Below are 26,214 nucleotides of genomic sequence, written 5' to 3' on the forward strand. Positions count from 1 at the left end.
AAAAAAGAGAGAAGGAGAGAGAATCGTGGAAAAATTCTTTAAATTGAACGAAAAAGGTTCAAACGTTAAGACAGAGCTTATTGCTGGTCTTACAACATTCTTGGCCATGGCCTACATTCTTGGGGTTAACCCTGCTGTTTTAGCAGATGCTGGTATGGACAAAGCTTCTGTATTCCTTGCGACAGCAATTTCAGCTGGTGTTGCAAGTATTATTATGGGACTTGTTGCCAACTATCCTGTTGCCCTTGCTTCTGGTATGGGAGTTAATGCATTATTTGCCTACACAATCTGTGGTCAAATGGGATTTAGCTGGGCAGCTGCATTAAGTGCTGTATTTATTTCAGGTATTATCTTTATTCTTATTTCTGTTACTGGTGTTCGTAAAGCGATTATCAATGCGATTCCTGTACAATTAAAATTAGCAATTGGAGCTGGAATTGGTTTCTTCATTGCGTTTGTTGGTTTAAAAAATGCAGGTATCATCGTAGCGAGTCCTTCAACATTTGTAACAATTGGAAACTTAACAGATCCAACTGTATTACTTGCGATTATTGGTTTATTGATTACTATTGCGTTGGTAATTAAAAATGTACCGGCTGCCGTATTCGTAGGTATGGTTATCACAGCTGTGATTGGAATCATTCTTGGATTCATGGGAATGGCTGGCATGCCTACTTTACCTGAACATTTCATTTCGTTTGATTTTGAATTAAAAGCCGCTGGAGCTTGCTTCTCAGGAATTTCTGAATTATTCGCAAATCCATTCCAGGCTTTCGTTGTAATTTTCTCATTCTTATTCGTTGACTTCTTTGATACAGCCGGAACACTTGTTGCGATTGGAAACCGTATTGGTTTGATCAACGATAAAGGTGAACTAGAAAATGCTGAACAAGCATTGCTTGCAGATGCTATTGGTACAGTATTCGGTGCTGTTTTAGGTACAAGTACAGTAACAAGCTTCGTTGAATCTAGTTCTGGTGTTGGTGTTGGTGGACGTACAGGTTTAACTGCATGTACATCAGGTGTATGCTTCTTACTTGCTGTATTCTTATCACCATTAATTTTAAGTACAGTCACAAATGCCGTTACAGCTCCAGCTTTAATTGTTGTTGGTATTATGATGGCTCAACAATTAAAGGGCATTGATTGGGATGACATGATTTTTGCAGCTGCTGGATTCGTTACAATCATTATGATGATTTTAATGTATTCTATTTCAAATGGTATCGCATGCGGATTCATCGTTTATACAATCGCAATGATTGCTGCTGGTAAGGCAAAAGAAGTTCACCCAACCGTTTGGGCATTAATGATTATCTTCGTACTATATTTTGCTACACCTTATATTATGTAAAACAAGAAGTCGGAATTCCGACTTCTTGTTAGTACTTATTATCTTTTTCATATTGATTTTCAAAGGCGTTCTTAAATGTAAGGATGCCTTTTTTCGCATCATAGAACGATGCCAACAAACGAACCACATCCTCCGTACTCATCTTTGATGTATTGACCATCAATGTATAATTATGTGGATTGCCCCACTTTTGATTGGTATAGAATTCATAAAATCTAGATCTTTGCGTATCTTTTTCCTGTAATATCTTTTTCGCTTGTTTGGCCGGAACCTTGTATTCATCAATCGACCATTGAATACGTTCCTCAACATCGCTATAACAAAACACAGATATCACATCAGGATTATCTTTTAAAATATAATCTGCGCATCTTCCAACAATTACAGCATCTTCTCTTTGTGAAATTTTTTTAATAAAATCACTGGCCATATCATAGATTTGTGTATTTACACTTAATTCTGTAATATTTCGAAGTCCTAAAATACCTCGCGATTCGATAGTAAATAATCCATTTTCATCTTGATTCTGGTCCTTAAAAAAATCTGCACAGACTCCCATGTTTTCTGCGATTTTTTCTAAGATTTGTTTATTGTAATAACTAATATCTAAATATTCAGCCAATTTACGTGCAATTTCTCTTCCATTTGAACCAAATTGCCTAGATATTGTTATGACGACATTCTTTTCCATATCCAATCCCTCTTTTTCTTATATCATACAATAATATGTTAGAATAGTGTAGGGAGGAAGGATATGAAAAAAATTATTTTTTTAGATTTAGACGGAACACTTTGGACGTTTGAACAGATTCCTAGTTCTGCATTAGAAGCGATTGAACTAGCAAGAAAAAATGGTCATAAAATTTATATAAACACAGGAAGAACGCGTTGTGAAGTTCCTCAATTCTTACTTGATTTAAATTTTGACGGATATTGTTTTGGTGCTGGAAGTGAGATTATTATAGATAATAAACAAGTGCTTTTTAAACCTTTAGAAAAAAGAGACACAAAGTTTATTCAACACATTGCCAAAGACACTGGTCATTCTTTAGAAGGAAGTCAAATGACATTTACCAGCGAAAAAAACAGAGAAAGAATGCGTAAATTTCATGTAGACAATCGTATGGGGAATCGTTTCTTGTCTTTCCCTGACATTTCAGAAATTACAGATAATGATTATGAACAAATCATGAAAATCAGTATTCATTTTGATTCAACCGCACAACGCGAAGAAATCTTAAAACAAATTCCGGAATATTTAACATTCACAAATTTCATGCATTTAGGTGGAGAAATCACACACAAAGAATACAACAAGGCTACTGCTATCCAATTTGTCAAAGACTATTATAATGAAGAGTATGAAACTGTTGCGATTGGTGATTCAGAAAATGATTTAACAATGTTAAATTATGCCGATATTTCTGTTGCGATGGGAAACGGGGTCGATTGTGTAAAAGAAAAAGCCGACTATGTCACAGATAAGATTGACAATGACGGCTTGTATAAAGCATTTAAATATTTAAAGCTTATTTAGAATCAGAAATGATTCTATTTTTTTTACTGTTGTTGTTCCTTCATTACATCTGCGTATTTTCTACGACCTGGATGTAAATTGTCAACATAGTAACGAACTGTTAAAGTTCCAGCAACCTTAGTACGAATCTTAGGTTCTACGATAAAACCATCACCCTCTAACATTGCATCCAACATTGCTTTGCAGCAACTTGCTAAATTTTTTACCCCTGGTTCACATTCATTCATAAACTCTTTGGCATTCACTTCGATGTATAACCACATTTTATCATGAGCTTCTTGTTTCATTTCCTGTAAACGAGCCGCATACTGTTCTTGAGTCCATTTTTCCATAATCCACAACTTCCTTTCTTTACTAAATCATACATCATTCAAATAAATAACTCAAACTTTGACATTTATTTTAGTTTACATTTGTCACTTTTTTAACATTTTAAATCGTATGTATAATGAAAACAAGAGGAATTGTGACTACACAAGCCACACTTGTCATAAATATAGCCTTACTAGCAAGTGTTGCATCTTCGCCATACATAAGTGCATAGACACTCGAATTGCTCGCAACCGGCATGCACATGATCAAGACAAGCGTATTTTCAATCAGTGGATCAATATGAAACAGTGACAATGAAAACATATAAAACAATGGTAACAGAACCATCTTAAATAAAGTAAACTCCCATAGCTTCAAATCCAACAATTCCTTGATATCCATCTTAACTAATCCAGCTCCAATAACCATCATAGAAAGTGGTGTCGTAACATTACCAACATATGTACATGTCTGTCCTAAAATATATGGCAATTTAATATTAAGAATACAAAGAATAAGTGCAACTACAGATGCGATCATTGGTCCATTCATAAATTTCTTAAAGGAAAATCCTCCCTTACGAAATAAACTTTCTCCATATCCATACATCAAACAGTTTAATGGCAACAAAAATAATGCTCCATAAAGCATCGCTTTATCCCCTAGAATTGCTTGAATAGCTGGTAACCCCATAAAACCAGCATTGGTAAATAGAATCATAAATTGCCAAAGGGCTTTATTCTCTTTTATACGTAAGACTTCTACAATAATTTTAGAGACAATGCCTGTGAAAATCACAAATATTGAGAAAATAACAAGTACATTGAACAGTTCATTTCCTGTAAATGGTGATCCATTTTTCACTGAGCTTATAATTAAGCCTGGAATTCCAATTTTTAATAAGATATTGGATGTATATACATTTACTTCATCATTAAAAATATTCTTTTTAGCACCTACAAACCCGACAATCATCAATAATAATAGAATTGTCATTTGTGTTACAATCGTCGTAATATTCATATAATCCCTTCCTTAAAACAAAAGGACAACAACAAGTTGTCCTACTTTCGTATAGATAATAAACTCCTATTTGATGATTGTCAATTTGGATTAACCATCGTTAATTGAACCTTTTGTTTCTCCTGATCAATATTGTATACCCATACCGTAACAATATCTCCTACAGAAACAACATCACTTGGATGTTTCACTCTATTTGAACTCATCTTTGAAATGTGAACCAATCCATCTTCGTGTAACCCAATATCTACAAAAGCCCCGAAGTCAACGACATTACGAACCGTTCCTTCAAGCTTATCATTGATATGAAGATCTTCGATTTCCAAGACATCTTTTCTTAGTAATGGTGCATCATATTTATCACGATAATCTCTTAGTGGAAGACAAATCGCATCTAAAATATCCTTCAATGTATAACTATCTAATCCAGTGTCTTGCATCAATTGTTTTGTATCACAATTAGAAATTACATCCTTTGCCTTTTGTGTTCCCAAATCCGAAGTAGAAAGCCCCAATTCCTTTAATAATACTTTTGTGGCTTTATAAGACTCAGGGTGAATGCTTGTACGATCCAATGGTTCCTTTCCATCTTCAATACGCAAGAATCCAGCTGCTTGTTCAAAAGCTTTTGGACCGATTTTAGGAATCTTTTTAATTTGTGTACGCGATTCAATTTTTCCATTCTCTTCACGATACGACACAATGCTTGTGGCACTCGCATTATTTAATCCCGCAACATTTTTAAGCAATGAAACACTTGCTGTATTGATATTTACACCGACACGGTTAACCGCTTTTTCTACTACGAAATCCAAACGCTCTTTTAATCTTGCGGTTGGTAAATCATGTTGATATTGACCAACACCAATCGATTGAGGATCGATTTTAATCAATTCAGAAAGTGGATCCATCAGTCTTCTCGCAATCGAAATTGCACTTCTTTGTTCGACATGTAAATCAGGGAATTCTTCAATTGCTAATTTCGATGCACTATATACGCTGGCTCCTGCTTCAGAAACAATAGTATAGGATACTGGTAAATTAAATTTCTTAATTGTGTTGGCTACAAAAGCTTCACTTTCTCTACTTGCCGTACCATTGCCAATCGCAATTAAATTCACATGATATTCTTTACATAATTGAACTAATTTTTGTTCAGACTCTCTTACTTTCGCATTTGGCTGATGTGGATAAATTACATCTACAGTTAATTTCTTTCCAGATGCATCAATAACAGCCAATTTACATCCGGTTCTAAAGGCAGGGTCAAACCCTAGAATCACTTTATCTTTCATAGGTGGTTGAAGCAATAGTTTTTCTAAGTTCATAGAGAATACATCAATACTTGATTCATGTGCCTTTTCACTTAAGGCTGAACGCACCATTCTTTCAATCGAAGGATAGGCCAATCTTTTTAAACCATCTAATATTGCTGTACGAACATATTCACTTGTACCACTGTTATTAAAACGAATAAATCTTCGGCATACCCAGTTTTCAATATATTCTTCATTAAAAGAAATCGATACATTTAATACTTTTTCTTTTTCCCCACGATCAATCGCCATAACTCGATGTGGTGCTAATGTATTCACTCTTTCTGAATAATCATAATACATCTTATAAACTTTATGATCATCCTCATGATCCTTCTTTTCACTTGTAACAACACGCCCATAATTTGTCATTGAATCCAATATTTTATTACGCACATCCACATCGTCACTTACTTTTTCAGCAATGATATCACGTGCTCCTTGAATGGCAGCTTCACGATCTTTTACATTTTCATTGATGTAGGCATCTAATTCTGTTTCCTTAAAATAACGCGGAAAAGACATGAATGTATCAGCTAATGGCTGTAGACCATTCGCAATCGCAACGCTGGCACGCGTCTTTTTCTTTTGTTTGTAAGGACGATAAATGTCTTCTACTTGTGATAATTTTGTACATGCGTTGACATTCTTTACAATTTCATCATCCAATTTACCTAATGTTTCAATACGTGCCAAGACTTCTTCCTTACGCTTAGCTAAGTTTACTTGATATGCATAATTTTCTTGAATAACACGAATTTGTTCTTCATCCAAACCTTTTGTACGTTCTTTACGATAACGTGCAATAAAAGGAACAGTAGCTCCTTCTTCTAATAATTCCAATGTATTCTTAACTTGCGAAATTGAAATATTCAATTCTTTCGCAATTAAGGAAATTATATTTTCATCCATAATAAAACCTCATTTCAACTCTATTATTATACCAAGAAAACTCTTTAGAATACAGAATTTACCACTTAGCCTTTTATTTTAACCACTTACTTTTCAAGACTATACTTTTAAATATTCATATGAAATAATAAGGCCATGAAAGTAAGACTAGAAATTGATGATTCATTAAATGAAGATGAAATCGTCATACATACAAAAGAATATACTGAGGAATTGAAACAATTACTTTCTAATTTTAAATCAAAGCCGAGTATACAATTCTTTAAACAAGATACAGAGTATTATCTAGATTTAGATGCGATTCTATTCTTTGAAAGTGACAATGGAACGGTATATGCACACACAGTCAATGATATGTTTTCTACAACACAGAAATTGTATGAATTAGAAAATATATTGCCGAATTCCTTTTTAAGAATTTCTAAATCTACAATAGTGAATATTCAAAAAATTTATTCTCTGTCGCATTCTGTATCGAGTCATCTCATTACTTTTCAAAACAGTCATAAACAAGTCTATGTATCGAGAATGTACTACAAAGTATTAAAAGAAAGAAGGAATCATTTATGAAAAGAAATTGGTTTTGGGGCATTATTTGTATTCTAGGTGCCATATTAATTTTTGGGAATCTATTTGGTTTTCTACAATTTACATTCAGTCTATGGAAAATCATTGGAACTCTAATCTGTCTATCTGTTATTATCGATGGAATCAAAGAAAGAAGCTTCTACAGTCCTTTATTTGGGATTGCGATTATTTTCTATTTATTCAGAGAAGATTTAGGTTTTGAAAATATTTCTTTATGGCTTCTATTATTAGCTACTTGGCTATTAGCTTGGGGATTAACTAGTATTTTCCATCCTGAAAAAAGCCATATTAAAGTCAACAAACAAATTGAAATCAATTTTGGTGATGACGATACAGAAAATGTAGAATACTCAACAAATTCTATCATCAATATTACTTCTAATTTTGGTGAAAAAGTTCAATATATTCAAACCAATGATTTACAATATGTGACCATTGATTCAAAGTTTTCAGGATTGAAGCTCTATTTTGATCAGGCTACCATTCAAAATCAAGCTACGATTGAAATCGATGGAAATTTTACAGGTATTGAACTCTATGTACCTAAAGAATGGAATGTACAGAGTCATGTTCGTTCCTTTTTTGGTGGTGTTGATGAAAAAGGACAGCCATCATCTAGTGGCTATCCTACATTAAATATCACAGGTCACATTCATTTTGGTGGAATTGAAATCCATTATATTTAAGAAAGACAATCAACGTCTTTCTTTTTTATATATTAAGATTTTGGTTTCGGAACAGGGAAATGCAATATGTGAAATAGCACTAAAATATCACAAGATATGAATTATCAGGAACGACAAAAAGGACTATTGAAAAATAGCCAACATTTTGTATTCGTCTTTAATTGTTGAATTATTTTTTTACAATCATCTTATGATCACATTCAGGGCAGTGCATCATATAGTTTTCTTCAGATTCATTTGGAAATAATTCATCAATCAACCATCTAGATACTTCTTCTTTGTAACCGCATTTTGTACATTTCATTAATACATCTTTTTCTGATGATCTCTTTCCTTAATTAAATCAAGTGTATGTGAAAAAGAAATTAAAAGTCAAAAAAAGAAGTCATTTTATTGACTTCTTACCAAGCTAATACTTCAATTCCTTTTTCTGTAACTAGAATCGTGTTTTCCCATTGCGCCGATAACTTTCCATCTTTTGTATAAGATGTCCAGCCATTATCTTTATCAATATATAAATCACGCGTTCCTTGATTGATCATAGGCTCGATTGTGAATACCATACCCGGTGCCATAACCATACCTGTATTACGGATTCCTACATGATGTACATATGGATCTTCATGGAAAGCATTACCAACACCATGTCCACAAAAATCAACAACGACACTGTAGCCATTTTTATGTGCATGTTCTTGAATAGCAGCACCAATATCGCCAATATATCCCCAAGGACGTACAGCTTCTTTACCTATTTCTAGACATTCTTTAGTAACATCGACTAAACGTTTTGCCTCATCACTTACATTTCCAATACAAAACATTCTAGATGCATCCGCAAAGTGTTTATGTACAATGGTAGTACAATCTACATTTATAATATCGCCATCTTTTAATACGACTTTTTCACTTGGAATACCATGACAAATTTCATTATTAATAGATGTACAAACACTCTTAGGGAATCCTTCATAGCCTAGACATGCAGGAATTCCACCATGACTTGTTGTATAATCATATACTAATTTATCGATATCTTCTGTAGTCATACCCGCACAGATTTTTTCTCCAACTAAATCAAGTACGGCATTATTGATTTTAGCTGCTTTTTTGATCCACTTAATATCTTCTTCCGACTTAATTAAATTATGACTTGGAACTATTTTACCTTGTAGTTTTAATACATTAATTGTATTGTCCCATTCTTCATGACAATGTTTATATTTTTTACCAGAACCACACCAACATGGACTATTCTTACCAATCATTTTGATCCTTCTTTCTATATATTCGTTAGACACAACTTATTATACACGAAAACTACGATTCTTAAAGAAAAAAAGCTTCTGATCAATTCAGAAGCTTCTAAATGCATTATTCACCAAAATAACGTTTTAATAATCCAGCAAATGCCTTACCATGACGAGCTTCATCACGAGCCATTTCGTGTACTGTATCATGAATTGCATCTAAGTTTGCCTTTTTAGCACGAGTTGCTAAATCAACCTTACCTGCAGTAGCTCCATTTTCTGCTTCTACACGCATTTCAAGATTTCTCTTAGTTGAATCTGTAACAACTTCACCTAATAATTCAGCAAATTTTGCAGCATGTTCTGCTTCTTCCCAAGCTGCTTTTTCATAATACAATCCAACTTCTGGATATCCTTCTCTGTGAGCGACTCTAGCCATTGCCAAGTACATACCTACTTCTGAGCATTCACCTTCAAAGTTAGCACGTAAGTCATTTTTAATGTCTTCAGCAACATCTTTTGCGACTCCTACTACGTGTTCAGCAGCCCAAGTCATTTCGTCTTCTACTGGAACAAATTTTTCTTTTGGTTGTTTACAAGTTGGACATTTCCAATCTGCAGGAAGATCAGCGAATTTTACGCCTTCCTTTTCCTCATCATAAATGTGTCCACAAATTAAGCATCTATATTTCATAAATAATCCTCCTCTTGAAATATATTATTTCCTCTTACGCATATACTATCGCATATTCATTTCAATATTTCAAAAGTATTGCTCAAGAAATTTTAATTATAATTCAATCGTCAACATACGATCTTTTCCTGACATATCCTTATGTACAGTAATCGTTGCAGATTCAAAGTATTCACGAGCTAAATTTGATAAAGCTTCACCTTGATCCCATCCCATTTCAAAGGCAAGAAAGGCTTTTTCATTCAATACAAGATGTGCTTTTTCAAATACATCACGATAGAATTTTAATCCATCATTACCACCAAATAAAGCTACATGTGGTTCATAATCTACAACACTTCGTTCCATCTTTTCTTCACTTGGAATATATGGTGGGTTACAAACTAAAATATCACAATGTAAATCTCGATCAATAAATGGATCTAACATACTACCACAAATGAAGTTTACGTTTGCGCCTAGCTTTTCATTGTTTTTTTGTGCAACCACTAAAGCTTCTTTAGATATATCAGATGCGATTACATCCATTCTTGGTTCTTCAAGATTTAAAGTGATTCCAATTGCGCCTGATCCAGTTGCCACATCAAATACATTGACATGTTCTCTGTCTGAAAAATAATCATCAAATTTAGATAACACAAGTCCTACTAACTCTTCTGTTTCGGGTCTAGGAATTAAAACATCTTCATTCACAATAAAATCATAACCATAGAAGCATTCATATCCTAATACATATCCTAGTGGTTCTCCATTTTCCATTAGATGAATACCTTCTAAATAATCCGTCTGAATTTGTTCATCCGCCTCTTCATCCATAGAAATATATAGATTTACATCCTTTTGACGACATAATTCCACCATGTAAAGTTGAGCAGCCTGTTCACCTTGACCAGCTTTGTAAAGACGTTCTTTACCTTCATTGATCAATGAATGATATGTACTCATTATTCTTTTTCTCCAGCAATTTTTGCCTGTTGATCTGCAAGCTGTAATGCAGCCATCAAATCATCTAAACGACCATCCATAATACGATCTAACTGATTCACTGTATATCCAATACGGTGGTCTGTTACACGGTTTTGAGGATAGTTGTATGTACGAATCTTTTCTGCACGATCTCCCGTACCAATCTTTGTACGACGTTCTTTTTCATTCTTTTGATCCAATTCACGTTGTCTTTCTTCATATACACGTGCACGAATTGTCATTAATGCAGTTGCACGGTTTTCATGTTGACTACGACCATCCTGACACTTAACTACAATACCTGTAGGTTTGTGGACAATACGAACCGCTGAATCGGTTTTATTGATGTGCTGTCCTCCAGCTCCACTTGAACGCATTGTTTCGATTTCTAAATCGTTCATATCAATATCGAAATCTTCGGCTTCAACTTCTGGCATACACAACACAGTAGCTGTAGAAGTGTGGATACGACCTTGTGATTCTGTCTTTGGCACACGTTGTACACGGTGAGATCCAGATTCGAACTTCAAAGTTCCATAAGCACCTTCTCCATTGACTTTAAATGAAACTAATGAGAATCCTCCAGCTTCACTATCTTCAGTTTCGATAACTTCTGTTCTCCAGCCTTTTGCCTCAGCATATTTTGAATACATTCTGAATAAGTCTCCGGCAAAGATATTTCCTTCGTCTCCACCAGCGGCTCCACGAATTTCTAGAATCGCATTGTGTGAATCATTAGGATCCTTTGGTACCAAAAGCAATTCTAAACGATCTAAATACTCTTGGATTTTTGGTTCTAACTCTTCCACTTCCATTTGTGCCATTTCACGAATTTCTTTATCTTCTTCTTTAGAAAGGACTTTTGCCTCTTCTAATTCTTCAGTTGCCTTTTTATATTCTTCGTATGTTTCGACAATAGGCGTTAACTCATTTTGTTCACGACCCAATTTTGCCATGGTCTTACGATCTGATACTACATCACTTTGCATCATTAAATCATTGATTTCGCGATAACGTTCAACCATTTTTTCTAAACGCTCATCCATTTTTGCCATAAATATACTTCCTTTCTCCATATTCTTTATATCTTGAGTGTTTTGCCACTTAAAAAACGCTTTATTTTAGCGATATACCCCATCTATTTTAATATAAAGTACACTTATTGTCGATGGAAATTGTCCTATTACGCAATTTTTGAAGATAAGAGTATAATATAAGGTATGAAACAGAAAAGAAAAGTTAAAAAGATTCCATTTACTATGGTCTTAATATTGCTCATTCTCGTATTTGTAGTCATCCCCTTCACCATTTTAAAAATCACTGAAGACGGACAATACTATGTAGAAGATTTAAGTACAAGTGAAGTACAAGCTTCCTATAAACATTATATCTTCGCATCTTTTAAGATGGATACAATTGATTCTAAGTATGTTTGTATAAAAGATGAAAACGGAAAAATCTTACGGCTTCAATCTGGTATCGTTAATTTAAAGACGAAAGACATAACTGAAAATACAGAATACACAACAGATACAGATGAAACTGGATATGTAAATGGCAATTATGGAGCTGATGCTCAATATTTAGGCACAAGCTTTAATGGAAAAGAAGTACACTTCAAAATCAGTGGTGTGCAGGCATGGACAGATATCAACAATGTTGAATTATGCTTTTATAATGATTCCTACACTTTATCTACCTATTCCGTATATAATAGCTCCCTCATTCATACGATTTCGACAGATATTGTACATGGAGGTGTAAATTCTATATCGATTGGTCCTGCTCCAAAATTTCTAAAAAAAGACACCATCTACTATTCATATGATGGACATTATTTCTATTCGAGCTTTAAAGATTTAATAGAAGATAAGAAAATAAATGAAGAGCCTTATTACAATTATTATCAATACACACCTCATAGAACTACATCGTATTTAAACAATATAGTCTACAATGATTTTTTATCTGAATATGGAATCAACAAAACAGCAGAAACCTATCCTTGTATGGATAATGAATCTGTACTCTATAATCAAGCTAATGTCTTCTTAACAACACAAAAAAATTATTCAATCAATGCTTCCATGATGTTTGCGCTAGCCTTAAATGAAAGTGGGTTTGGACAAAGTCAATATGCGATTGAATACAATAACTTATTTGGGCATGCTGCCATAGACGAAAACCCAGACAATGCCAACCTATACAATTCTTTAGCAGATTGTATTCAACAGCATGCCTATAATTATTTACAAAAAGGTTACTTAAATCCAGAAGATTCTAGATACCACGGCTCTTGGTTTGGAGATAAGGCAAGTGGTATCAATGTCGATTATGCATCTGATCCATACTGGGGAGAAAAAGCGGCTAGTTTCTACTATCGCTTAGATAAAAATAGTATAGATAAAGAAAAGAATCCAATTAGAACAGTTCAACTATCTAAGGATTTAAAAGTTTATGCTCCAAATAAAAAAGATGTTCTTTATTCCTATAAAAAAGGCAATATCATATCTATTCATATATTAAAGGATGAGCATGGATACTATAAAATATCAAGTGAAGCTCCAGTAAAAAAGAATCATTTAGAGATAGATTCTAAATACAAAAATAGCTATGCATATATTAAGAAATCAAATTTTAAATAAACAATCCAACTCCATTTGTGAGTCCAAAAATGGCTAAATTATAGATTAAGAAGAACTTATTAGCAACAGTTATGGCACTGATCGCATTCTCTGAAATTCCCCCAACCATAATCGTATCCGTAATAGCAAATAGATTGACTAATAATTGTTGAATCACAACTGGGATTGCTAAACCAATAAATGATTTATCTTTTTTCATCTGCATCCCCCTCTTTGTTTCTATGAACCAAATATAAGAACTTACTTTTATTTTTCTTGATATCTTATAGATAAGTAGTTAAAAATATAAGAACTTACTTTTATTTTTCTTGATATCTTATAGATAAGTAGTTAAAGAGGTTTTGCCAACAAAATGTATCAGCAGACCAGGAACACCTTAAATCACTATATGAATTCCTTCTAAAAAAAGCCCATATCAAAATTTTCAGGGCTTTTGTTCTACAATTATACATTCCATATTTTAGCTTTTTTATACCACTAAATCCTTTTTTTAATAATCAAATTGATGATAGTAACGACGATATTCTAAATTATGTTTTGTGTAAACTTCATAGTGTTTTGCTAATCTTTCAGTCAATAAAGCCGTTACGATCCAAGGAATGACAAATGGTCTAAATTCTGAATCTACATCTAATGCAAATTCCTGTGTATCTAACACTGTGTATTCTGCATTAATTTTTTTACAGAAATCTTCTACACGTGTATCTTGTTTACGGAATTCATCTTCTCCCTTAACAATAAATACAGGCACATCCTTTTCAACCAATTCTAAAGTTCCATGGAAGAATTGTGCACTTGTAACTGGACGTATTCTTACCCATTGCATCTCTTCTAGAATACACATTGCGAATAATAGTGTTTCACCCCATAGCGCACCTGACCCTGTAAAAATTGTGTATGGTTTATTGTAGAACGTTTTTGCGATTTCATCCGCCTTAGGCTCATATACTTTACGGATATCCACTAAATTTTTGAAGATTGTTTTGATTTGATCCGCAAATTTAGTGTAATTAGGGAAGAATCCTTTTTTATTCAACAAGCTATAAATCAAGAAAGATTGTAATACATAAGAATATTCACATTGTCCTGTTGTTACTTTAGCTTCAATAACAGTTGTACATAATCTTCCTACTGGACAATCCTTTTTTGTGAATCCTACAATATGAGCTCCTGTTTTTTGAATCCATTCTAACGCTTCAACAATTTCAACCGTAGTACCACTTGCACTAGCCGTAATAACAAGAGAATCTTTTGTAAGATTTTTTGGATGCACTGTATTCGCGTCTGCTGCATTGATTGCATATAATTCGATATCTGAGTATTTCTTAACTAAATAATCAAATTGAGCGAATTCAAATTCGGTACCACCAATACCCAACAAGAAGATATTACTATATCCTGCTTTATCAATTGCATCTGCAATTGCCTCTACTTCTGCTCTTTGAGCGTAAACTGCATCGCCTTCTTTTAGATACTGTTCCTCATTAAATTTAATTAATTCAATTTTTTCACTGACTGCCATTTGTCTTACCTCCTGATGTTTTGAAATATGAAATACAGAATATAAACAAGTGGTTTCTTATATATTCCACTTTACATATTTAATATACCAGAATTCAAGTATAAATGCAACCACTTTATTATATTTTTATACCAATATTTTTACTTATAAAAAAGACTGTAACTCTCCGTTACAGCCTCTTACCTATTTCTAAAGCTTATCATATCCCTCTTTATATTTTGAACTTTTGATTTTAATAACCGTATCTTCCACTACCTTTGCCAATGGATGATATTGCCATTTATTTAAATCTGTAGTTATCTTATAAGCTAAATATTCAAACACTACCACCTTATAAAGCATCGATACATCTTCACATGTTAAATCGTCAATTCGAAGCACATGATCTCCCTGTATTCTTTCACTATTTGATATAATAAAGCAACGATCTGTAACTGTACTATATCCTTCATAAATATCTAACAAGCGATCACTAGTTTCATCCTCATTATCAATAAAAAATAATGTGTAATTTGGAGTTAGCTGAAAGTTTGGTCCATGTAAAAACTCTTCTAATTCATATGCTACAGAAACAACCTGAATTGTTTCACTAAATTTCAGCGCTCCTTCTAAAGCCGTACCAAAATTTGGTCCCATACCTACTACATAACAGTTTTGCATAGAAAGAAGATTTCGTTTATTCAACTCATAGAAATCTTTGACCTTCCCCTGAACATCTTCATGACATTGTGCTGCTTTATTTAACTCTTCTAAATAATATGTATATTTTTCTTCTGTAAGTGTTTTTCCTCTAGCTACATTTAATGCGAATAACATAAAATATAGAACTAGTCCAACCATGCCTAATGTAACATAGCCCACTGTCTCAATACCAATTCCATAATCAACAACCACATCACAAATGCCATCACCAAAATCGCTATTCACATTAGATGTAATTCCGATTGCACGATGTCCCATCGCCTTTAATTTTTTTAATGCTGAAATTGAATTTGTTGAACATCCACTTTGACTCACCACCACAACAAAGGGATTTCCATAAAGTTCACTTTCATAATGTTCAAATGTAAAAGGAGTAATAACATCTACATTCATTTTCGTTATCTTTTTTAGGAATGGACGTGCTCCCATACTCGCATTATAGCTTGATCCACTCGCTATAATTAAAATTGAATCAAAATGATCCCTGTTAAATTCATCAACTAACACTTTCGTTAATTCTTCATTTTTTTGAACATTTTTTCGAATCATATCAGGTGTTAATTCAATATAATCCTGCATTGTCTTTTTTTTCTTTTCCATTTTTCCTCCTTACCGTTTATATTGCATACCATATTTCTTTTTTACTATACCACTTATTAAAGACAAAAAAAGCACATTTGTGCTTATTTCGATTCTATTGCGAATGTATAAATTCCATATTCACATTTCAAAAAGGTTTTTGTGAATTCTACAATGTTATTATCTGCATCTCTACCAATGTGTTCCATCGCGTATACAAAATCATCATCTTGTAAATCCATCACTTTTTTAAATGGACGTCTAGGTTTTTCTACAATCATTTTTTGTTCAAATTGAACAGGACAATGACCCAATGTATCCATATATGCATATAGACTCGCATTTTTGAAATTATGCTCATCAATTCCAGGAAAATATTTATAAGGTAAATAGCTAAATTCCAACGCCAAAATATTCCCTTCTATTTTACGCAATCTATGTAAGGCATATGCCGATTCTCCCGGTTCTAAGTCAAGCTTATATTCTATGTACTTACGTCCTGAAACAATTCCTTTTTCAAGAACATCAGATTCAACGGTATGACCACTTAACTTTAAGATGGCACCTAAACTTGTACTCGATATTTCATTCGAACTATTTTTAAAATAATACATTCTTTGGTTATCTGACTTTGTTACATACACCCCTGTATTTTTTACTTTGTAGAGAATCCCTTCTTCAACCAGCGCATTAATCGCATTTTTAACTGTATTTCGATTAATTTTATAAATCGCCGCCATTTCCCTTTCACTCGGTATTTTTTCTCCTGGCAAGTATTCCCCATCTGCAATTCTTTGAAGAATCATCTCTTTAAGTTGTATATATAACGGAATTTTATAATCCATATAAACCTCCTAACATGCCACATATTCAAATGCACCTATTCTTGAATATGTCTCTGAAAATTCGACCAACTCACCATTCTGATCATACACAATTCCACTTTGTAGAACGACATGATCTTCTGTAGTGAGACCTAAATCTGTACAATAATTTTCTTCTGCACGCACTACGATAATATTTTGAATACTCTTTTTTAAGATAATTCCATACTCACTTTCTAAAATTTCATAAAGCGATCTATTTTCTAAATTAAATTTATCTAGATTAGGCGTTGTATATTTCGGAATAAATGAATAATCCATACTGACTGGTTTATCATCGATAATTCGAAGTCGCTTAATTTCATACAACCTTGTTCCTAGTGGAAGCTTCATTTCACTATATAAATATTTATCAATTTCTCTTTCCACAAATTTAATTATTTTCGTTTCCATTTTATGATTAGAAGTCTGAATCTCACTTGTTGTAGAAACAATGTTATCGGCCGATTTTTGAATTCGATTATTCGCAACATAATATCCATTTCTTGGTATTGAATATATTAATCCTTCTTCCTCTAACATTTGTAAACCGGATCTTAATGTCAATCTTTGCACATTAAAACGCTCACATAATTCTCTTTCACTAGGAAGTTTATCCCCTATACTCAATGTACCATCTTCAATCATACACTTAACTTCATCCGCAACAATTAAGTCTAACGTCATTAATTTCATTATTATTCTTCCTTCTTATCCAAACAACCATTTTTCGATATGATTATACCATATATTTTTCACCTAAAACGACAAGAAAACCATTCTAGTGTTGGCATCTAGAATGGCTTCTTTTTTTGTTTATTATTTTTAGGAGAGAGATATGAATATTGGTTTATTTTCTATATTCATTTGTCTTATCTTTAAGACATCTATAGAATAACATTCCATGTTGTCATAAATTTAGTATAACTTTGGTAAATATTGTGAAAATCAAACCAATTATGTGAGAATCTCACATTATTCAATGCGATAAAACTTCTTCTGTTTATCTTTTAATACAGTATATAATATATCTAGATATCGGCAAAAACAGGAGGGTAATATGGAATTTAACAAATATTTCGATCACACATTTTTAAAGGCATTTGCCACAAAACAAGATATTGACACGCTTTGTCAACAGGCAAAAGAATTAAACACCGCAAGCGTTTGCGTTAACGAAGAATGGGTAGCGTATTGTAAGAACGTACTTAAAGATACAGAGGTAAAAGTATGCAGCGTTGTTGGTTTTCCATTAGGACAATGTGGTTTAAACACAAAAATCTACGAAGCAAAAGAAGCTTTAAAGGATGGTGCTGATGAAATTGACTACGTTTTAAATGTTGGTGATGTGAAAATGGGTAACTTCGACAAAATCAAAGAAGAAATGGAAATACTGACAAAAATCTGTCACGACCAGCATAAGGGAATCAAAGTTATTTTTGAAAACTGTTATTTGACAAAAGAAGAAATCAAAAAATGCGCCAAGATAGCCAAAGAAGTAAAACCAGATTTTATCAAGACAAGCACTGGATTTGGAACTAGCGGAGCTACAGTAGAAGATGTTAAATTAATGAAGGATACAGTAGGTAAAAATGTTGAAGTCAAAGCAGCTGGTGGTATTCATTCATATGCTGAAGTAAAAGAAATGATTAAGGCTGGCGCTACTCGTATTGGTGCTAGTGCAACAGTACAAATCATTGAAGAATTTAATCGATAATATTTATCTTTCAAAGGGAATTTAAGTTATTCTTAAATTTCTTTTTTTGTTTTATATATAAAAAATTGATACAATACTTCTTGTATGAAAAAAAATCAAAGTATTGACCTTTTACATGGCCCTATATTTCAATCGTTAAGTTTATTAGCTATTCCTATTATGGCAACCTACTTTATTCAAATGGCTTATAATCTAGTCGATATGTTGTGGATTGGATATTTAGGTTCTGGAGCCGTTGCTAGTATTGGTGTATCTGGTAATTTTATGTATTTGGCAAATGGACTTGTCAATATGCCTAAAATCGGTTCTCAAGCCTTAGTTGGACAAAGTCTAGGTGCTAATAACAAAGAGGAAACAAAAAATTATATTCAATCTGCCTTTCAAAGTGCTATTTTATTTGCGATTGTATACGGAATTATTATTATTCTTTTTCAAAAGAATTTAATACAACTCTTCAACCTAAATGACTCCTCAATCATTCAGGATGCACAAAATTATTTATGGATTACATGCGGATTTATTATCTTCTCATTCGTAAATCAAATTTTCACAGGAATCCTAACAGCGGCTGGACATTCTAAAAGTACTTTTATCGCGACGACAACAGGTCTAGTATTAAATTTAATCTTAGATCCTATATTAATTTTTGTCTTCGATCTTAAGGTGGTCGGTGCTGCCCTTGCGACAATTATTGCTCAAATGGTTGTTACGATTGTATTTATATGCGATGCCAAAAATTTTGATTTATTTAAAAATCTAAACTTGTTATCGAAACCCGATAAAACTCATATATCTAGAATATTAAAAATAGGCTTTCCTTCTTCTGTTCAGAGTATGTTATTTACATGCATATCCATGTATATTGCACGCTTAATTTCTGCTTTTGGTGCTATTAGTGTCGCCGTTCAAAAAGTTGGTTCGCAAATTGAATCTATATCGTGGATGGCTGCCGATGGATTTAGTGCTTCCATCAATGCCTTTACATCACAAAACTATGGTGCTAAAAATTACGAGCGTGTCCATAAAGGATACAACACAGGAATGCTTGTGGTAGGGCTTTGGGGATTATTTACTACATGCATCTTGGTCTTTCTTCCTGGACCTATTGTTTCATGCTTCATCCATGAAACAAATATCTTGCCATATGGAATTGACTATTTAAAAATACTTGGATATTCTCAACTCTTTATGTGCATAGAAATTGCTACACAAGGAGCTTTTAACGGATTAGGTAAAACTCTACCTCCAAGTATTGTTTCCATTGTATTCACGTCTGCACGAATTCCTATGGCCATTTTATTTTCACTTTATCTAGGTGTAAATGGTGTATGGTGGGCTATCTCTGTTTCTAGTATTATCAAGGGGACTGTTTTAGTTTCTTGGTTTATTTTATATTCTAAAAGGAGGCTGGTCGTATGAAAAATCATTCACTAATACAAGGAAGTATCGCAAAAGGACTCTTATTCTTTGTGATTCCACTTTTCTTTTCAAATCTATTTCAACAACTATACAATACCATCGATACACTGTTAGTTGGTCATTATTTAGGTGATAATGCATTAGCTGCTATGGGTGCTACAGCTGCTGTTTTCGAACTGATTGTTCAATTTTCTAATGGATGCGGAACCGGATTTAGTATTGTTGCCGCCCGTTATTACGGATCTAAAGATGAAACTGAATTAAAGAAAAGTGTGGCTACCTCTTTAGTACTAGGACTCATTATTTCATTGGCCATCACAATCGTTTCTTATTTGTCTTTACCAACTCTTTTGCGTGTTTTACACACACCTAAAAGCATTTATACTGATTCATTAAATTACATTCGTTGTATATCTGCTTTCTTAATTATTACCATGTTCTATAATCTAGGAGCTGGTATGTTACGTGCTATTGGTGACAGTCTTAGACCTTTAATTGTACTTTTCTGCTCTTCTATCATCAATATTGCACTTGATATATTTTGTATCACAATACTCGATATGGGCGTTTTGGGGGCTGCCGTAGCTACTGTTGTTGCACAAGGTATATCAACCATCATCTGTTTTCTTTTGATTCTAAAAAAAGCTAAAATATTAATCCCTCATAAAGAACACTTTCATATTAAATCCTATATGGTCAACGATTTACTAGGACAAGGTTTCTCAATGGGATTTATGTTTTCTATTGTATCCATTGGAACCATTATTCTTCAGTCTGGAATCAATGGTCTAGGAACGCAAATTATAGCTGCTCATACTGCTGCTAGAAAACTAATTTCATTATTTTGCCTGCCTCTTTCTACTTTGGCAGCGTCTATGGCAACCTTTGTTTCTCAAAATAAAGGCGCTCAAAATTATGATCGTATTCTAAAAGGGGTTCGACTCGCAAATACATGTGGTGTTATCTACCCTATATTTCTAAGCATATTTATTTTTCTTACAGCTAGATATTTAGTACATTTCTTATCCGGATCTACCAATCCAGTTGTATTAAATAATGGAGCCATGTATTTAAAAATCAACATTCCATTCTGTATGGTTCTTAGCATTCTTTTAAATTTAAGAAACGCTATTCAAGGCTTTGGCTATAAAATAACACCACTGATATCAAGTATCATTGAGCTTGTTGGAAAAATAGTCTTTACCGTTTTACTTGTTCCAAAATTAAAATATATAGGTGTGTGTTTTTGTGAACCTGTTATATGGTGCTTAATGACATGTCAATTAGTATATTCTTATCGAAAAATCACAAGTATATATAAAACGCAGCAACTTTAATAAGTGCTGCGCATTTTTATGCCTGTATATATTGTTTTAAATAATCCACATCCAAAATTAATATTTTTTGATAAACCATTGTGATTACATTTGCTTCACGTAATCCACGTAAAATACGATTCACACTATTTCTTGTCGAAATACCACAGAAACCTGCAATATCATCGTTCGTGATTTGAAAATCGATTAAGATACCATGTTTCACTTCACGCCCAAACAAAGGAATCAATTGATAAATAAAAGCACATACCGCTCCATTTTTACCATTCATAGTCATTAACTGCTGTCTATAAATAGCTTCTGATAGTTTGTTTCGATAATATGCATTTACACATTCTTGTAATTCTTTATCATTATTCACAAATTCCCAAAATAAAACTCTTGGAACACGATAAAAAGTTGCTGTATCACTTTCAACACGAACATTAAATGGTGCTGAAGTATATTGACTAACTTCATCTTTTAAAAGTGAAATGATATCAGGAGCTTTGATATAGGATATATTAAACTCTCGACCATCTCTTAAAATTATACTTGTTTTAATAATGCCTTCCTTTAATATATACGTATCTTGTTGCTCTAACCCATAATACGTTAAATAAGTGTGTCTTTTTTTTGTGATTGTAGGCATATCTTGATTTTCAAGAAATTTTAATAAGTAATTATCGCCCATAACTTAACCTTCCTTTATCAGTTAAACAAGTATAACACAATCTATAAAATAATTAGGTAACATATGTTATTGTCATCATCGGTTAGAAAAAGAAAAAGGGCAACAGTCCTAAAACTAACCACTGCATACCCATTTTTCTATTATTATTCTTTCCCGTGTTTTGAACAAATTGCTACACCAACACCAATTGTTGCCATACAAATCACAGAGAACCATCCAGTATGTGTAAAAATTTGATTACTTGAATTGATTCCTGCGGCATATAGAGGCATTGGAACAAATAACAATGATGCCCCTGCTAAATAACCTAACTTTTTCATATCCAATTCCTCCTTCTATCGTTGGGTTAAAGCTTTTCTACAACAATTTTATAACGCATCTTCATATAAAAAGAAACCAAGCTGGAAAACTTGGTCTATTTTTTGGAAGAATTAGTTTTTTTCTTTCGCTCATTCAAAATGAATTTTTCGACTTCTTTTAACATCTTTTTTGCTTTTTTAGCCGATTGCTTCTCAGCCATTTTTTGTCTCCAGGCAGGAACTTCTCGAGAAGATACATTTTCATATTCTTCTTCATAAGTCACTTTTATTTTTGATTCATTTAGAGATTCAATTTTATACGTAATTTGCGTATGATCAATAGCCGTTGTAAATGTCGCTACATATAATTGATTTGGAACCAATCTTTTTATATGAACCGTTATCTCTGATCCAACACCTTTTCTTTGCGTCGATTTCTTCTTATACTTTAATCCTTCCTTAAGTTCTAAAACTTTCTTATTTGAATTTTTAAGGTCTTCATTTAATGAATTTACCATCATATCATAAAACTCTTTATCACTTACATTTAATTCAATACTTACTTTCATGTTGCACCTCTTTTAACACAATTATATACTAATTTAAGAAAGAAGGTTATTTATGTTTACAGATAGTCATTGTCACATTACTTGTGACCGTTTATATATGCGAATTGATGAAATTATTGAAAATATTAAAAATAAAAATATTACTTCATGCATGATCATGTGTACAAGTCCTGAGGAGTTAGATCGTGCAAAGAAATTAAAGAAAAATTATCCATTCTTTAAAATTGCATTTGGTTGGTTTCCTTCCGATGCAAAAGAAATTGGGAATAAAGAAATCCAATATTTAATTGATCAAACCTCATATTTAGATTGTTTAGGAGAAATTGGTCTAGATTATTATTGGGATACTAGTTTTAATGATCTTCAAAAAGAATTGTTTATTAAACAAATTCAAATTGCGAATGAACACAATCTTCCGATTTCCATTCATATGCGTGAATCTACAAAAGACTGTATGGATATCCTGAAACTATACGCAAAGACAAAAATCATATTTCATTGTTTTAGTGGAAGTAAAGAAACAATGATGGAATGTTTAAAGATGAATTCCATGATTTCTTTTGCCGGACCCATCACTTTTAAAAATGCTAGACACGCACCTGAATGTATCGAAGCATGTCCAATTGAACGAATCATCACAGAAACAGACTCTCCTTATTTAACGCCTGTTCCATATCGTGGAAAAGAAAATGAACCTATGTATGTAGAATATGTTGCAAAGAAGATTTGTGAAATTAAACAATTGGATGAAACAAGTGCATGCAGACAAATTGAAGATAATTTTAATTCAATATTCTCAAAGTAAAAGACCTGTCATCTGACAGGTCTATTTTTGTAATGTTTCATATTCAGAAACCTTATTTCCTATTATAATTTTATCCCCTTGAATCACAATGGGTCTTTTAACTAACATACCATTTGATGCAAGCAAATCTATCAATTGTTCCTGTGTATATGTTTCACGTTTTTCCTTAACATTCAATTCACGATACAACATACCACTCGTATTGAACAGTTTCTTCAATTCCACACCTTTATCAATCCAACTTTGAATTTCTGCCTTTGTTGGATTTTCTTCTTTAATATTTCGATATGTAGCTTCAATCCCTAAATCCTGTAAAGCTTTATATGCCTTTTTACAAGTGGAACAAGGCGGATAACCAATAAACAATGTTTCCATTTTAGTCATCAAAAGCGTGAGCTAAAACTTCAGACAATGAAGAATTTTCTTCAACCGCATGAATTAATCCAGCTAATAATGGTGCCATTGAAAGAACAGTCATTTCTGGATACTCTTTTTGGTGCTCTGTTTGATCAATTGTATTTGTACAAACGAATCCAGCTAATTCAGCGGCTTTTAAACGCTCAATAGCAGGACCTGAAAGGATACCATGTGAACATGAAGCATATACAGCTTTTGCACCTTTGTCTTTTAACATTTTGATACCAGCAGTCAATGTTCCAGCAGTATCTACCATATCATCGATGATAACTGCAGTTTTACCATCTACATCACCAATTAAATTCATAGCTTCAGCTACATTTGGTCTAGGACGACGTTTATCAATGATTGCGATTGGTGCACCTAATGCATTTGCTAAATTACGAGCACGTACAGCTCCACCATGGTCAGGAGAAACAACTACGATTTCACCTAATCCTTTTTGGTGTTTAAAATAATCTGCAATTAATCCATTTGCAGTAATATCATCTGCTGGAATATCAAAGAATCCTTGAATCTGTGTAGCATGTAAGTCAACTGTTACAACACGATCAGCTCCAGCTCTTTCTAATAAACTAGCTACTAATTTAGAAGTAATTGGTTGACGAGGTTTTGCTTTACGATCCTGACGTGCATATCCAAAATATGGAATGATTGCAGTAATACTAGCAGCACTAGCACGTTTACATGCATCAATACCAATTAGAATTTCCATTAAATTTGCGTTTACAGGTTTACTTGTACTTTGTACAAAATATACGTGTTTTCCACGAACAGATTCACCTAATTCAACTAAAATTTCTCCATCCGCAAAATGTTTAACTTCACATTTCCCTAATTCTAATCCTAATTCCTTACAAATATCTTCTGCTAAACCAACGCTTGATGATAAAGCAAATACAATAGTGTTTTTCATGATTTATCCTTTCTCCATACCCTATCAGGTTTATTTTTTGATTTGATTATTGCTTACATAAGACATAGGTCCGACATAAGAACCTTCTTTTATGCAAGAATTAACGACTTTACTTGAATCTACAACCGCATGAGCTTCAACTTTTGAATCACTCAAATAGGTACCTGGTAAAATTTCAACGAAATCACCAATTTCAGTATTTCCCAAGATTTCAACATTTGGATGAATAATTACATCGTGACCAATCTTGACATCTTTTCCAACAACTGTACGCATAGGATCTACAATCTGTACTCCTTCTTTCAACCAGTTATTGTTGATTCGATTTCGCATCCATTCATACGCTTTATGTAATTCTACACAATCATTGATTCCCATAACTTCATCACGATCCTCAACAACTAATCCCTTAACAACTTTTCCTTGATTTGCCAAAATTTTAACTAGATCTGTTAAATAATATTCATTTTGGGCATTGTTTGTTGTTAATTTATCAAGATTATCAAATAAATCTCTGTTTTTAAAACAATACATACCTGCATTGATTTCACAGATTTGTTTTTGTTCTTCTGTACAATCTTTTGCTTCTACAATCGCTTGAACATGACCATTTTCATCACGAACGATACGACCATAGTGAGCTCCATCATCCAATACAGAAGTCAATAATGTTAATGATGCATCTTGATTTGTTTGGAATAATTTTTCCAACGTCTCAGGCTGAATATATGGTCCATCTCCATTGATAATTAAAGTGTCCCCATCTTCATCCTTTAATTGTGTAGCTTGCATAACCGCATGACCTGTTCCTAATTGTGGTTCCTGCAAAGCAAATTCAACATCTGGAAAAGCTTCCTTAATGCTTTCTGCCTGATATCCAACAATCACTACAATTCGTTGTACAGACACCGCTCTTAAAGCATCAATGATATAAGCCAACATAGAACGATCAATAATCGTATGCATGACCTTGCTACGATCTGATTTCATTCGAGTTCCTTTTCCTGCCGCCAGAACAATCGCATTACGCATATTTTCACCTGACTTTCCGTATCTATTCTAACAAAAATCGTAAGATTTTAAAAGGTTACACATAGAAAAAGACAATACAAA

29 protein-coding genes are annotated in these 26,214 nt (G+C 33.0%); 9 read left to right on the forward strand and 20 right to left on the reverse strand.

Translation table 11 applies throughout. The features are described from left to right. Window positions 1–22: 22 nt before the first annotated feature. Window positions 23–1,354: an NCS2 family permease gene (locus tag DWY01_RS03030; protein WP_117992966.1), complete on the forward strand. Its 1,332-nt coding sequence runs from the start codon at window positions 23–25 to the stop codon at window positions 1,352–1,354. Window positions 1,355–1,382: 28 nt separating this feature from the next. Here DWY01_RS03030 and DWY01_RS03035 read toward each other — a convergent pair whose 3' ends face one another. After that, complete coding sequence (locus DWY01_RS03035; RefSeq protein ID WP_117992968.1) at window positions 1,383–2,045, reverse strand: AAA family ATPase; 663 nt, start codon at window positions 2,043–2,045, stop codon at window positions 1,383–1,385. A 63-nt stretch (window positions 2,046–2,108) separates the two neighbouring features. Between DWY01_RS03035 and DWY01_RS03040 the strand changes: the two genes are divergently transcribed. Then, on the forward strand, window positions 2,109–2,891 hold the full coding sequence (locus DWY01_RS03040; RefSeq protein WP_117992971.1) for a Cof-type HAD-IIB family hydrolase: 783 nt from the start codon (window positions 2,109–2,111) through the stop codon (window positions 2,889–2,891). 23 nt (window positions 2,892–2,914) lie between these two features. Here DWY01_RS03040 and DWY01_RS03045 read toward each other — a convergent pair whose 3' ends face one another. From DWY01_RS03045 to DWY01_RS03055, 3 genes are all read right to left on the reverse strand, one after another. Continuing rightward, window positions 2,915–3,223, reverse strand: coding sequence for a hypothetical protein (locus DWY01_RS03045; RefSeq protein WP_117992973.1), 309 nt, complete (start codon window positions 3,221–3,223; stop codon window positions 2,915–2,917). Window positions 3,224–3,323: 100 nt separating this feature from the next. Next, on the reverse strand, window positions 3,324–4,226 hold the full coding sequence (locus DWY01_RS03050) for an AEC family transporter (RefSeq protein WP_117992975.1): 903 nt from the start codon (window positions 4,224–4,226) through the stop codon (window positions 3,324–3,326). A gap of 80 nt (window positions 4,227–4,306) precedes the next feature. After that, a complete protein-coding gene (locus tag DWY01_RS03055) occupies window positions 4,307–6,454 on the reverse strand; it encodes a Tex family protein (RefSeq protein ID WP_117992978.1) in 2,148 nt (715 codons plus the stop codon). Window positions 6,455–6,589: 135 nt separating this feature from the next. Here DWY01_RS03055 and DWY01_RS03060 point away from each other — a divergent pair, with 135 nt between their 5' ends. Continuing rightward, entirely contained in the window at window positions 6,590–7,024 is a 435-nt protein-coding gene (locus DWY01_RS03060) for a LytTR family DNA-binding domain-containing protein (RefSeq protein WP_117992980.1), read from the forward strand. Continuing rightward, window positions 7,021–7,728, forward strand: coding sequence for a hypothetical protein (locus DWY01_RS03065; RefSeq protein ID WP_117992983.1), 708 nt, complete (start codon window positions 7,021–7,023; stop codon window positions 7,726–7,728). The genes DWY01_RS03060 and DWY01_RS03065 overlap by 4 nt, the downstream gene beginning before the upstream one ends. 169 nt (window positions 7,729–7,897) lie before the next feature. Here the strand turns inward: DWY01_RS03065 and DWY01_RS11870 are convergent, their stop codons facing one another. The 5 genes from DWY01_RS11870 to prfA all read right to left on the reverse strand — a co-directional run bounded on the left by DWY01_RS11870 (window position 7,898) and on the right by prfA (window position 11,684). After that, window positions 7,898–8,032 carry a hypothetical protein gene (locus DWY01_RS11870; protein ID WP_256372080.1) on the reverse strand — a complete coding sequence of 45 codons (135 nt, stop codon included), beginning with the start codon at window positions 8,030–8,032 and terminating at the stop codon, window positions 7,898–7,900. Between the two features lie 97 nt (window positions 8,033–8,129). Then, the gene (locus tag DWY01_RS03070; RefSeq protein WP_117992985.1) at window positions 8,130–8,996 is read right to left on the reverse strand and encodes a methionyl aminopeptidase; all 867 of its coding nucleotides are present in this window, start codon (window positions 8,994–8,996) and stop codon (window positions 8,130–8,132) included. Window positions 8,997–9,102: 106 nt separating this feature from the next. Further along, window positions 9,103–9,672 carry a ferritin family protein gene (locus DWY01_RS03075; protein ID WP_117572828.1) on the reverse strand — a complete coding sequence of 190 codons (570 nt, stop codon included), beginning with the start codon at window positions 9,670–9,672 and terminating at the stop codon, window positions 9,103–9,105. 96 nt (window positions 9,673–9,768) lie between these two features. After that, entirely contained in the window at window positions 9,769–10,617 is an 849-nt protein-coding gene (gene prmC, locus DWY01_RS03080; RefSeq protein WP_117992988.1) for a peptide chain release factor N(5)-glutamine methyltransferase, read from the reverse strand. Next, entirely contained in the window at window positions 10,617–11,684 is a 1,068-nt protein-coding gene (gene prfA, locus DWY01_RS03085; protein ID WP_199519854.1) for a peptide chain release factor 1, read from the reverse strand. The genes prmC and prfA overlap by 1 nt, the downstream gene beginning before the upstream one ends. A gap of 174 nt (window positions 11,685–11,858) precedes the next feature. On the opposite strand from prfA, the gene DWY01_RS03090 reads away from it, so the two are divergent. After that, window positions 11,859–13,283, forward strand: a complete 1,425-nt coding sequence (locus DWY01_RS03090) for a glucosaminidase domain-containing protein (RefSeq protein WP_117992993.1) — start codon at window positions 11,859–11,861, stop codon at window positions 13,281–13,283. Here DWY01_RS03090 and DWY01_RS03095 read toward each other — a convergent pair. The 5 genes from DWY01_RS03095 to DWY01_RS03115 all read right to left on the reverse strand — a co-directional run bounded on the left by DWY01_RS03095 (window position 13,276) and on the right by DWY01_RS03115 (window position 17,645). Beyond that, window positions 13,276–13,482: an MATE family efflux transporter gene (locus DWY01_RS03095; RefSeq protein ID WP_243001952.1), complete on the reverse strand. Its 207-nt coding sequence runs from the start codon at window positions 13,480–13,482 to the stop codon at window positions 13,276–13,278. The two genes, DWY01_RS03090 and DWY01_RS03095, sit on opposite strands and share 8 nt — an antisense overlap. 291 nt (window positions 13,483–13,773) lie before the next feature. Next, complete coding sequence (locus DWY01_RS03100; RefSeq protein WP_117992997.1) at window positions 13,774–14,805, reverse strand: SIS domain-containing protein; 1,032 nt, start codon at window positions 14,803–14,805, stop codon at window positions 13,774–13,776. 189 nt (window positions 14,806–14,994) lie between these two features. Beyond that, complete coding sequence (locus tag DWY01_RS03105; RefSeq protein WP_117992999.1) at window positions 14,995–16,107, reverse strand: SIS domain-containing protein; 1,113 nt, start codon at window positions 16,105–16,107, stop codon at window positions 14,995–14,997. 83 nt (window positions 16,108–16,190) lie between these two features. Then, window positions 16,191–16,931: a GntR family transcriptional regulator gene (locus DWY01_RS03110; protein WP_117993002.1), complete on the reverse strand. Its 741-nt coding sequence runs from the start codon at window positions 16,929–16,931 to the stop codon at window positions 16,191–16,193. A gap of 9 nt (window positions 16,932–16,940) precedes the next feature. Further along, entirely contained in the window at window positions 16,941–17,645 is a 705-nt protein-coding gene (locus tag DWY01_RS03115) for a GntR family transcriptional regulator (RefSeq protein WP_117993005.1), read from the reverse strand. A gap of 364 nt (window positions 17,646–18,009) precedes the next feature. On the opposite strand from DWY01_RS03115, the gene deoC reads away from it, so the two are divergent. The 3 genes from deoC to DWY01_RS03130 all read left to right on the forward strand — a co-directional run bounded on the left by deoC (window position 18,010) and on the right by DWY01_RS03130 (window position 21,422). Next, complete coding sequence (gene deoC / locus DWY01_RS03120) at window positions 18,010–18,666, forward strand: deoxyribose-phosphate aldolase (RefSeq protein WP_117993007.1); 657 nt, start codon at window positions 18,010–18,012, stop codon at window positions 18,664–18,666. 84 nt (window positions 18,667–18,750) lie between these two features. Continuing rightward, window positions 18,751–20,085 (forward strand): MATE family efflux transporter, encoded by a 1,335-nt coding sequence (locus tag DWY01_RS03125; protein WP_117993010.1) that lies wholly within the window; start codon window positions 18,751–18,753, stop codon window positions 20,083–20,085. After that, on the forward strand, window positions 20,082–21,422 hold the full coding sequence (locus tag DWY01_RS03130) for an MATE family efflux transporter (RefSeq protein ID WP_117993012.1): 1,341 nt from the start codon (window positions 20,082–20,084) through the stop codon (window positions 21,420–21,422). Before DWY01_RS03125 ends, DWY01_RS03130 begins: the two co-directional genes overlap by 4 nt. Window positions 21,423–21,438: 16 nt before the next feature. Here DWY01_RS03130 and DWY01_RS03135 read toward each other — a convergent pair whose 3' ends face one another. The 3 genes from DWY01_RS03135 to DWY01_RS03140 all read right to left on the reverse strand — a co-directional run bounded on the left by DWY01_RS03135 (window position 21,439) and on the right by DWY01_RS03140 (window position 22,963). Then, a complete protein-coding gene (locus DWY01_RS03135) occupies window positions 21,439–22,095 on the reverse strand; it encodes a Crp/Fnr family transcriptional regulator (RefSeq protein ID WP_117993015.1) in 657 nt (218 codons plus the stop codon). Window positions 22,096–22,238: 143 nt separating this feature from the next. Next, entirely contained in the window at window positions 22,239–22,415 is a 177-nt protein-coding gene (locus tag DWY01_RS11490; RefSeq protein WP_158553643.1) for a hypothetical protein, read from the reverse strand. A 95-nt stretch (window positions 22,416–22,510) separates the two neighbouring features. Further along, entirely contained in the window at window positions 22,511–22,963 is a 453-nt protein-coding gene (locus DWY01_RS03140) for a DUF3284 domain-containing protein (protein ID WP_117993017.1), read from the reverse strand. A gap of 52 nt (window positions 22,964–23,015) precedes the next feature. Here DWY01_RS03140 and DWY01_RS03145 point away from each other — a divergent pair, with 52 nt between their 5' ends. Next, a complete protein-coding gene (locus DWY01_RS03145; protein ID WP_117993019.1) occupies window positions 23,016–23,768 on the forward strand; it encodes a TatD family hydrolase in 753 nt (250 codons plus the stop codon). A 21-nt stretch (window positions 23,769–23,789) separates the two neighbouring features. On the opposite strand, the gene DWY01_RS03150 is transcribed toward DWY01_RS03145, so the two are convergent. Genes DWY01_RS03150 through DWY01_RS03160 form a run of 3 tightly spaced genes read right to left on the reverse strand, consistent with a single transcriptional unit; the run spans window position 23,790 to window position 26,133 of the window. Beyond that, on the reverse strand, window positions 23,790–24,143 hold the full coding sequence (locus DWY01_RS03150) for a Spx/MgsR family RNA polymerase-binding regulatory protein (protein ID WP_117993022.1): 354 nt from the start codon (window positions 24,141–24,143) through the stop codon (window positions 23,790–23,792). A 1-nt stretch (window position 24,144) separates the two neighbouring features. Beyond that, a complete protein-coding gene (locus DWY01_RS03155; protein ID WP_117993024.1) occupies window positions 24,145–25,101 on the reverse strand; it encodes a ribose-phosphate pyrophosphokinase in 957 nt (318 codons plus the stop codon). A 30-nt stretch (window positions 25,102–25,131) separates the two neighbouring features. Further along, on the reverse strand, window positions 25,132–26,133 hold the full coding sequence (locus DWY01_RS03160; protein WP_117993027.1) for a bifunctional N-acetylglucosamine-1-phosphate uridyltransferase/glucosamine-1-phosphate acetyltransferase: 1,002 nt from the start codon (window positions 26,131–26,133) through the stop codon (window positions 25,132–25,134). Between the last annotated feature and the right edge of the window lie 81 nt (window positions 26,134–26,214).

It is taken from the genome of Eubacterium sp. AF22-8LB (assembly GCF_003458715.1).
Taxonomy (GTDB): domain Bacteria; phylum Bacillota_I; class Bacilli_A; order Erysipelotrichales; family Erysipelotrichaceae; genus Holdemanella.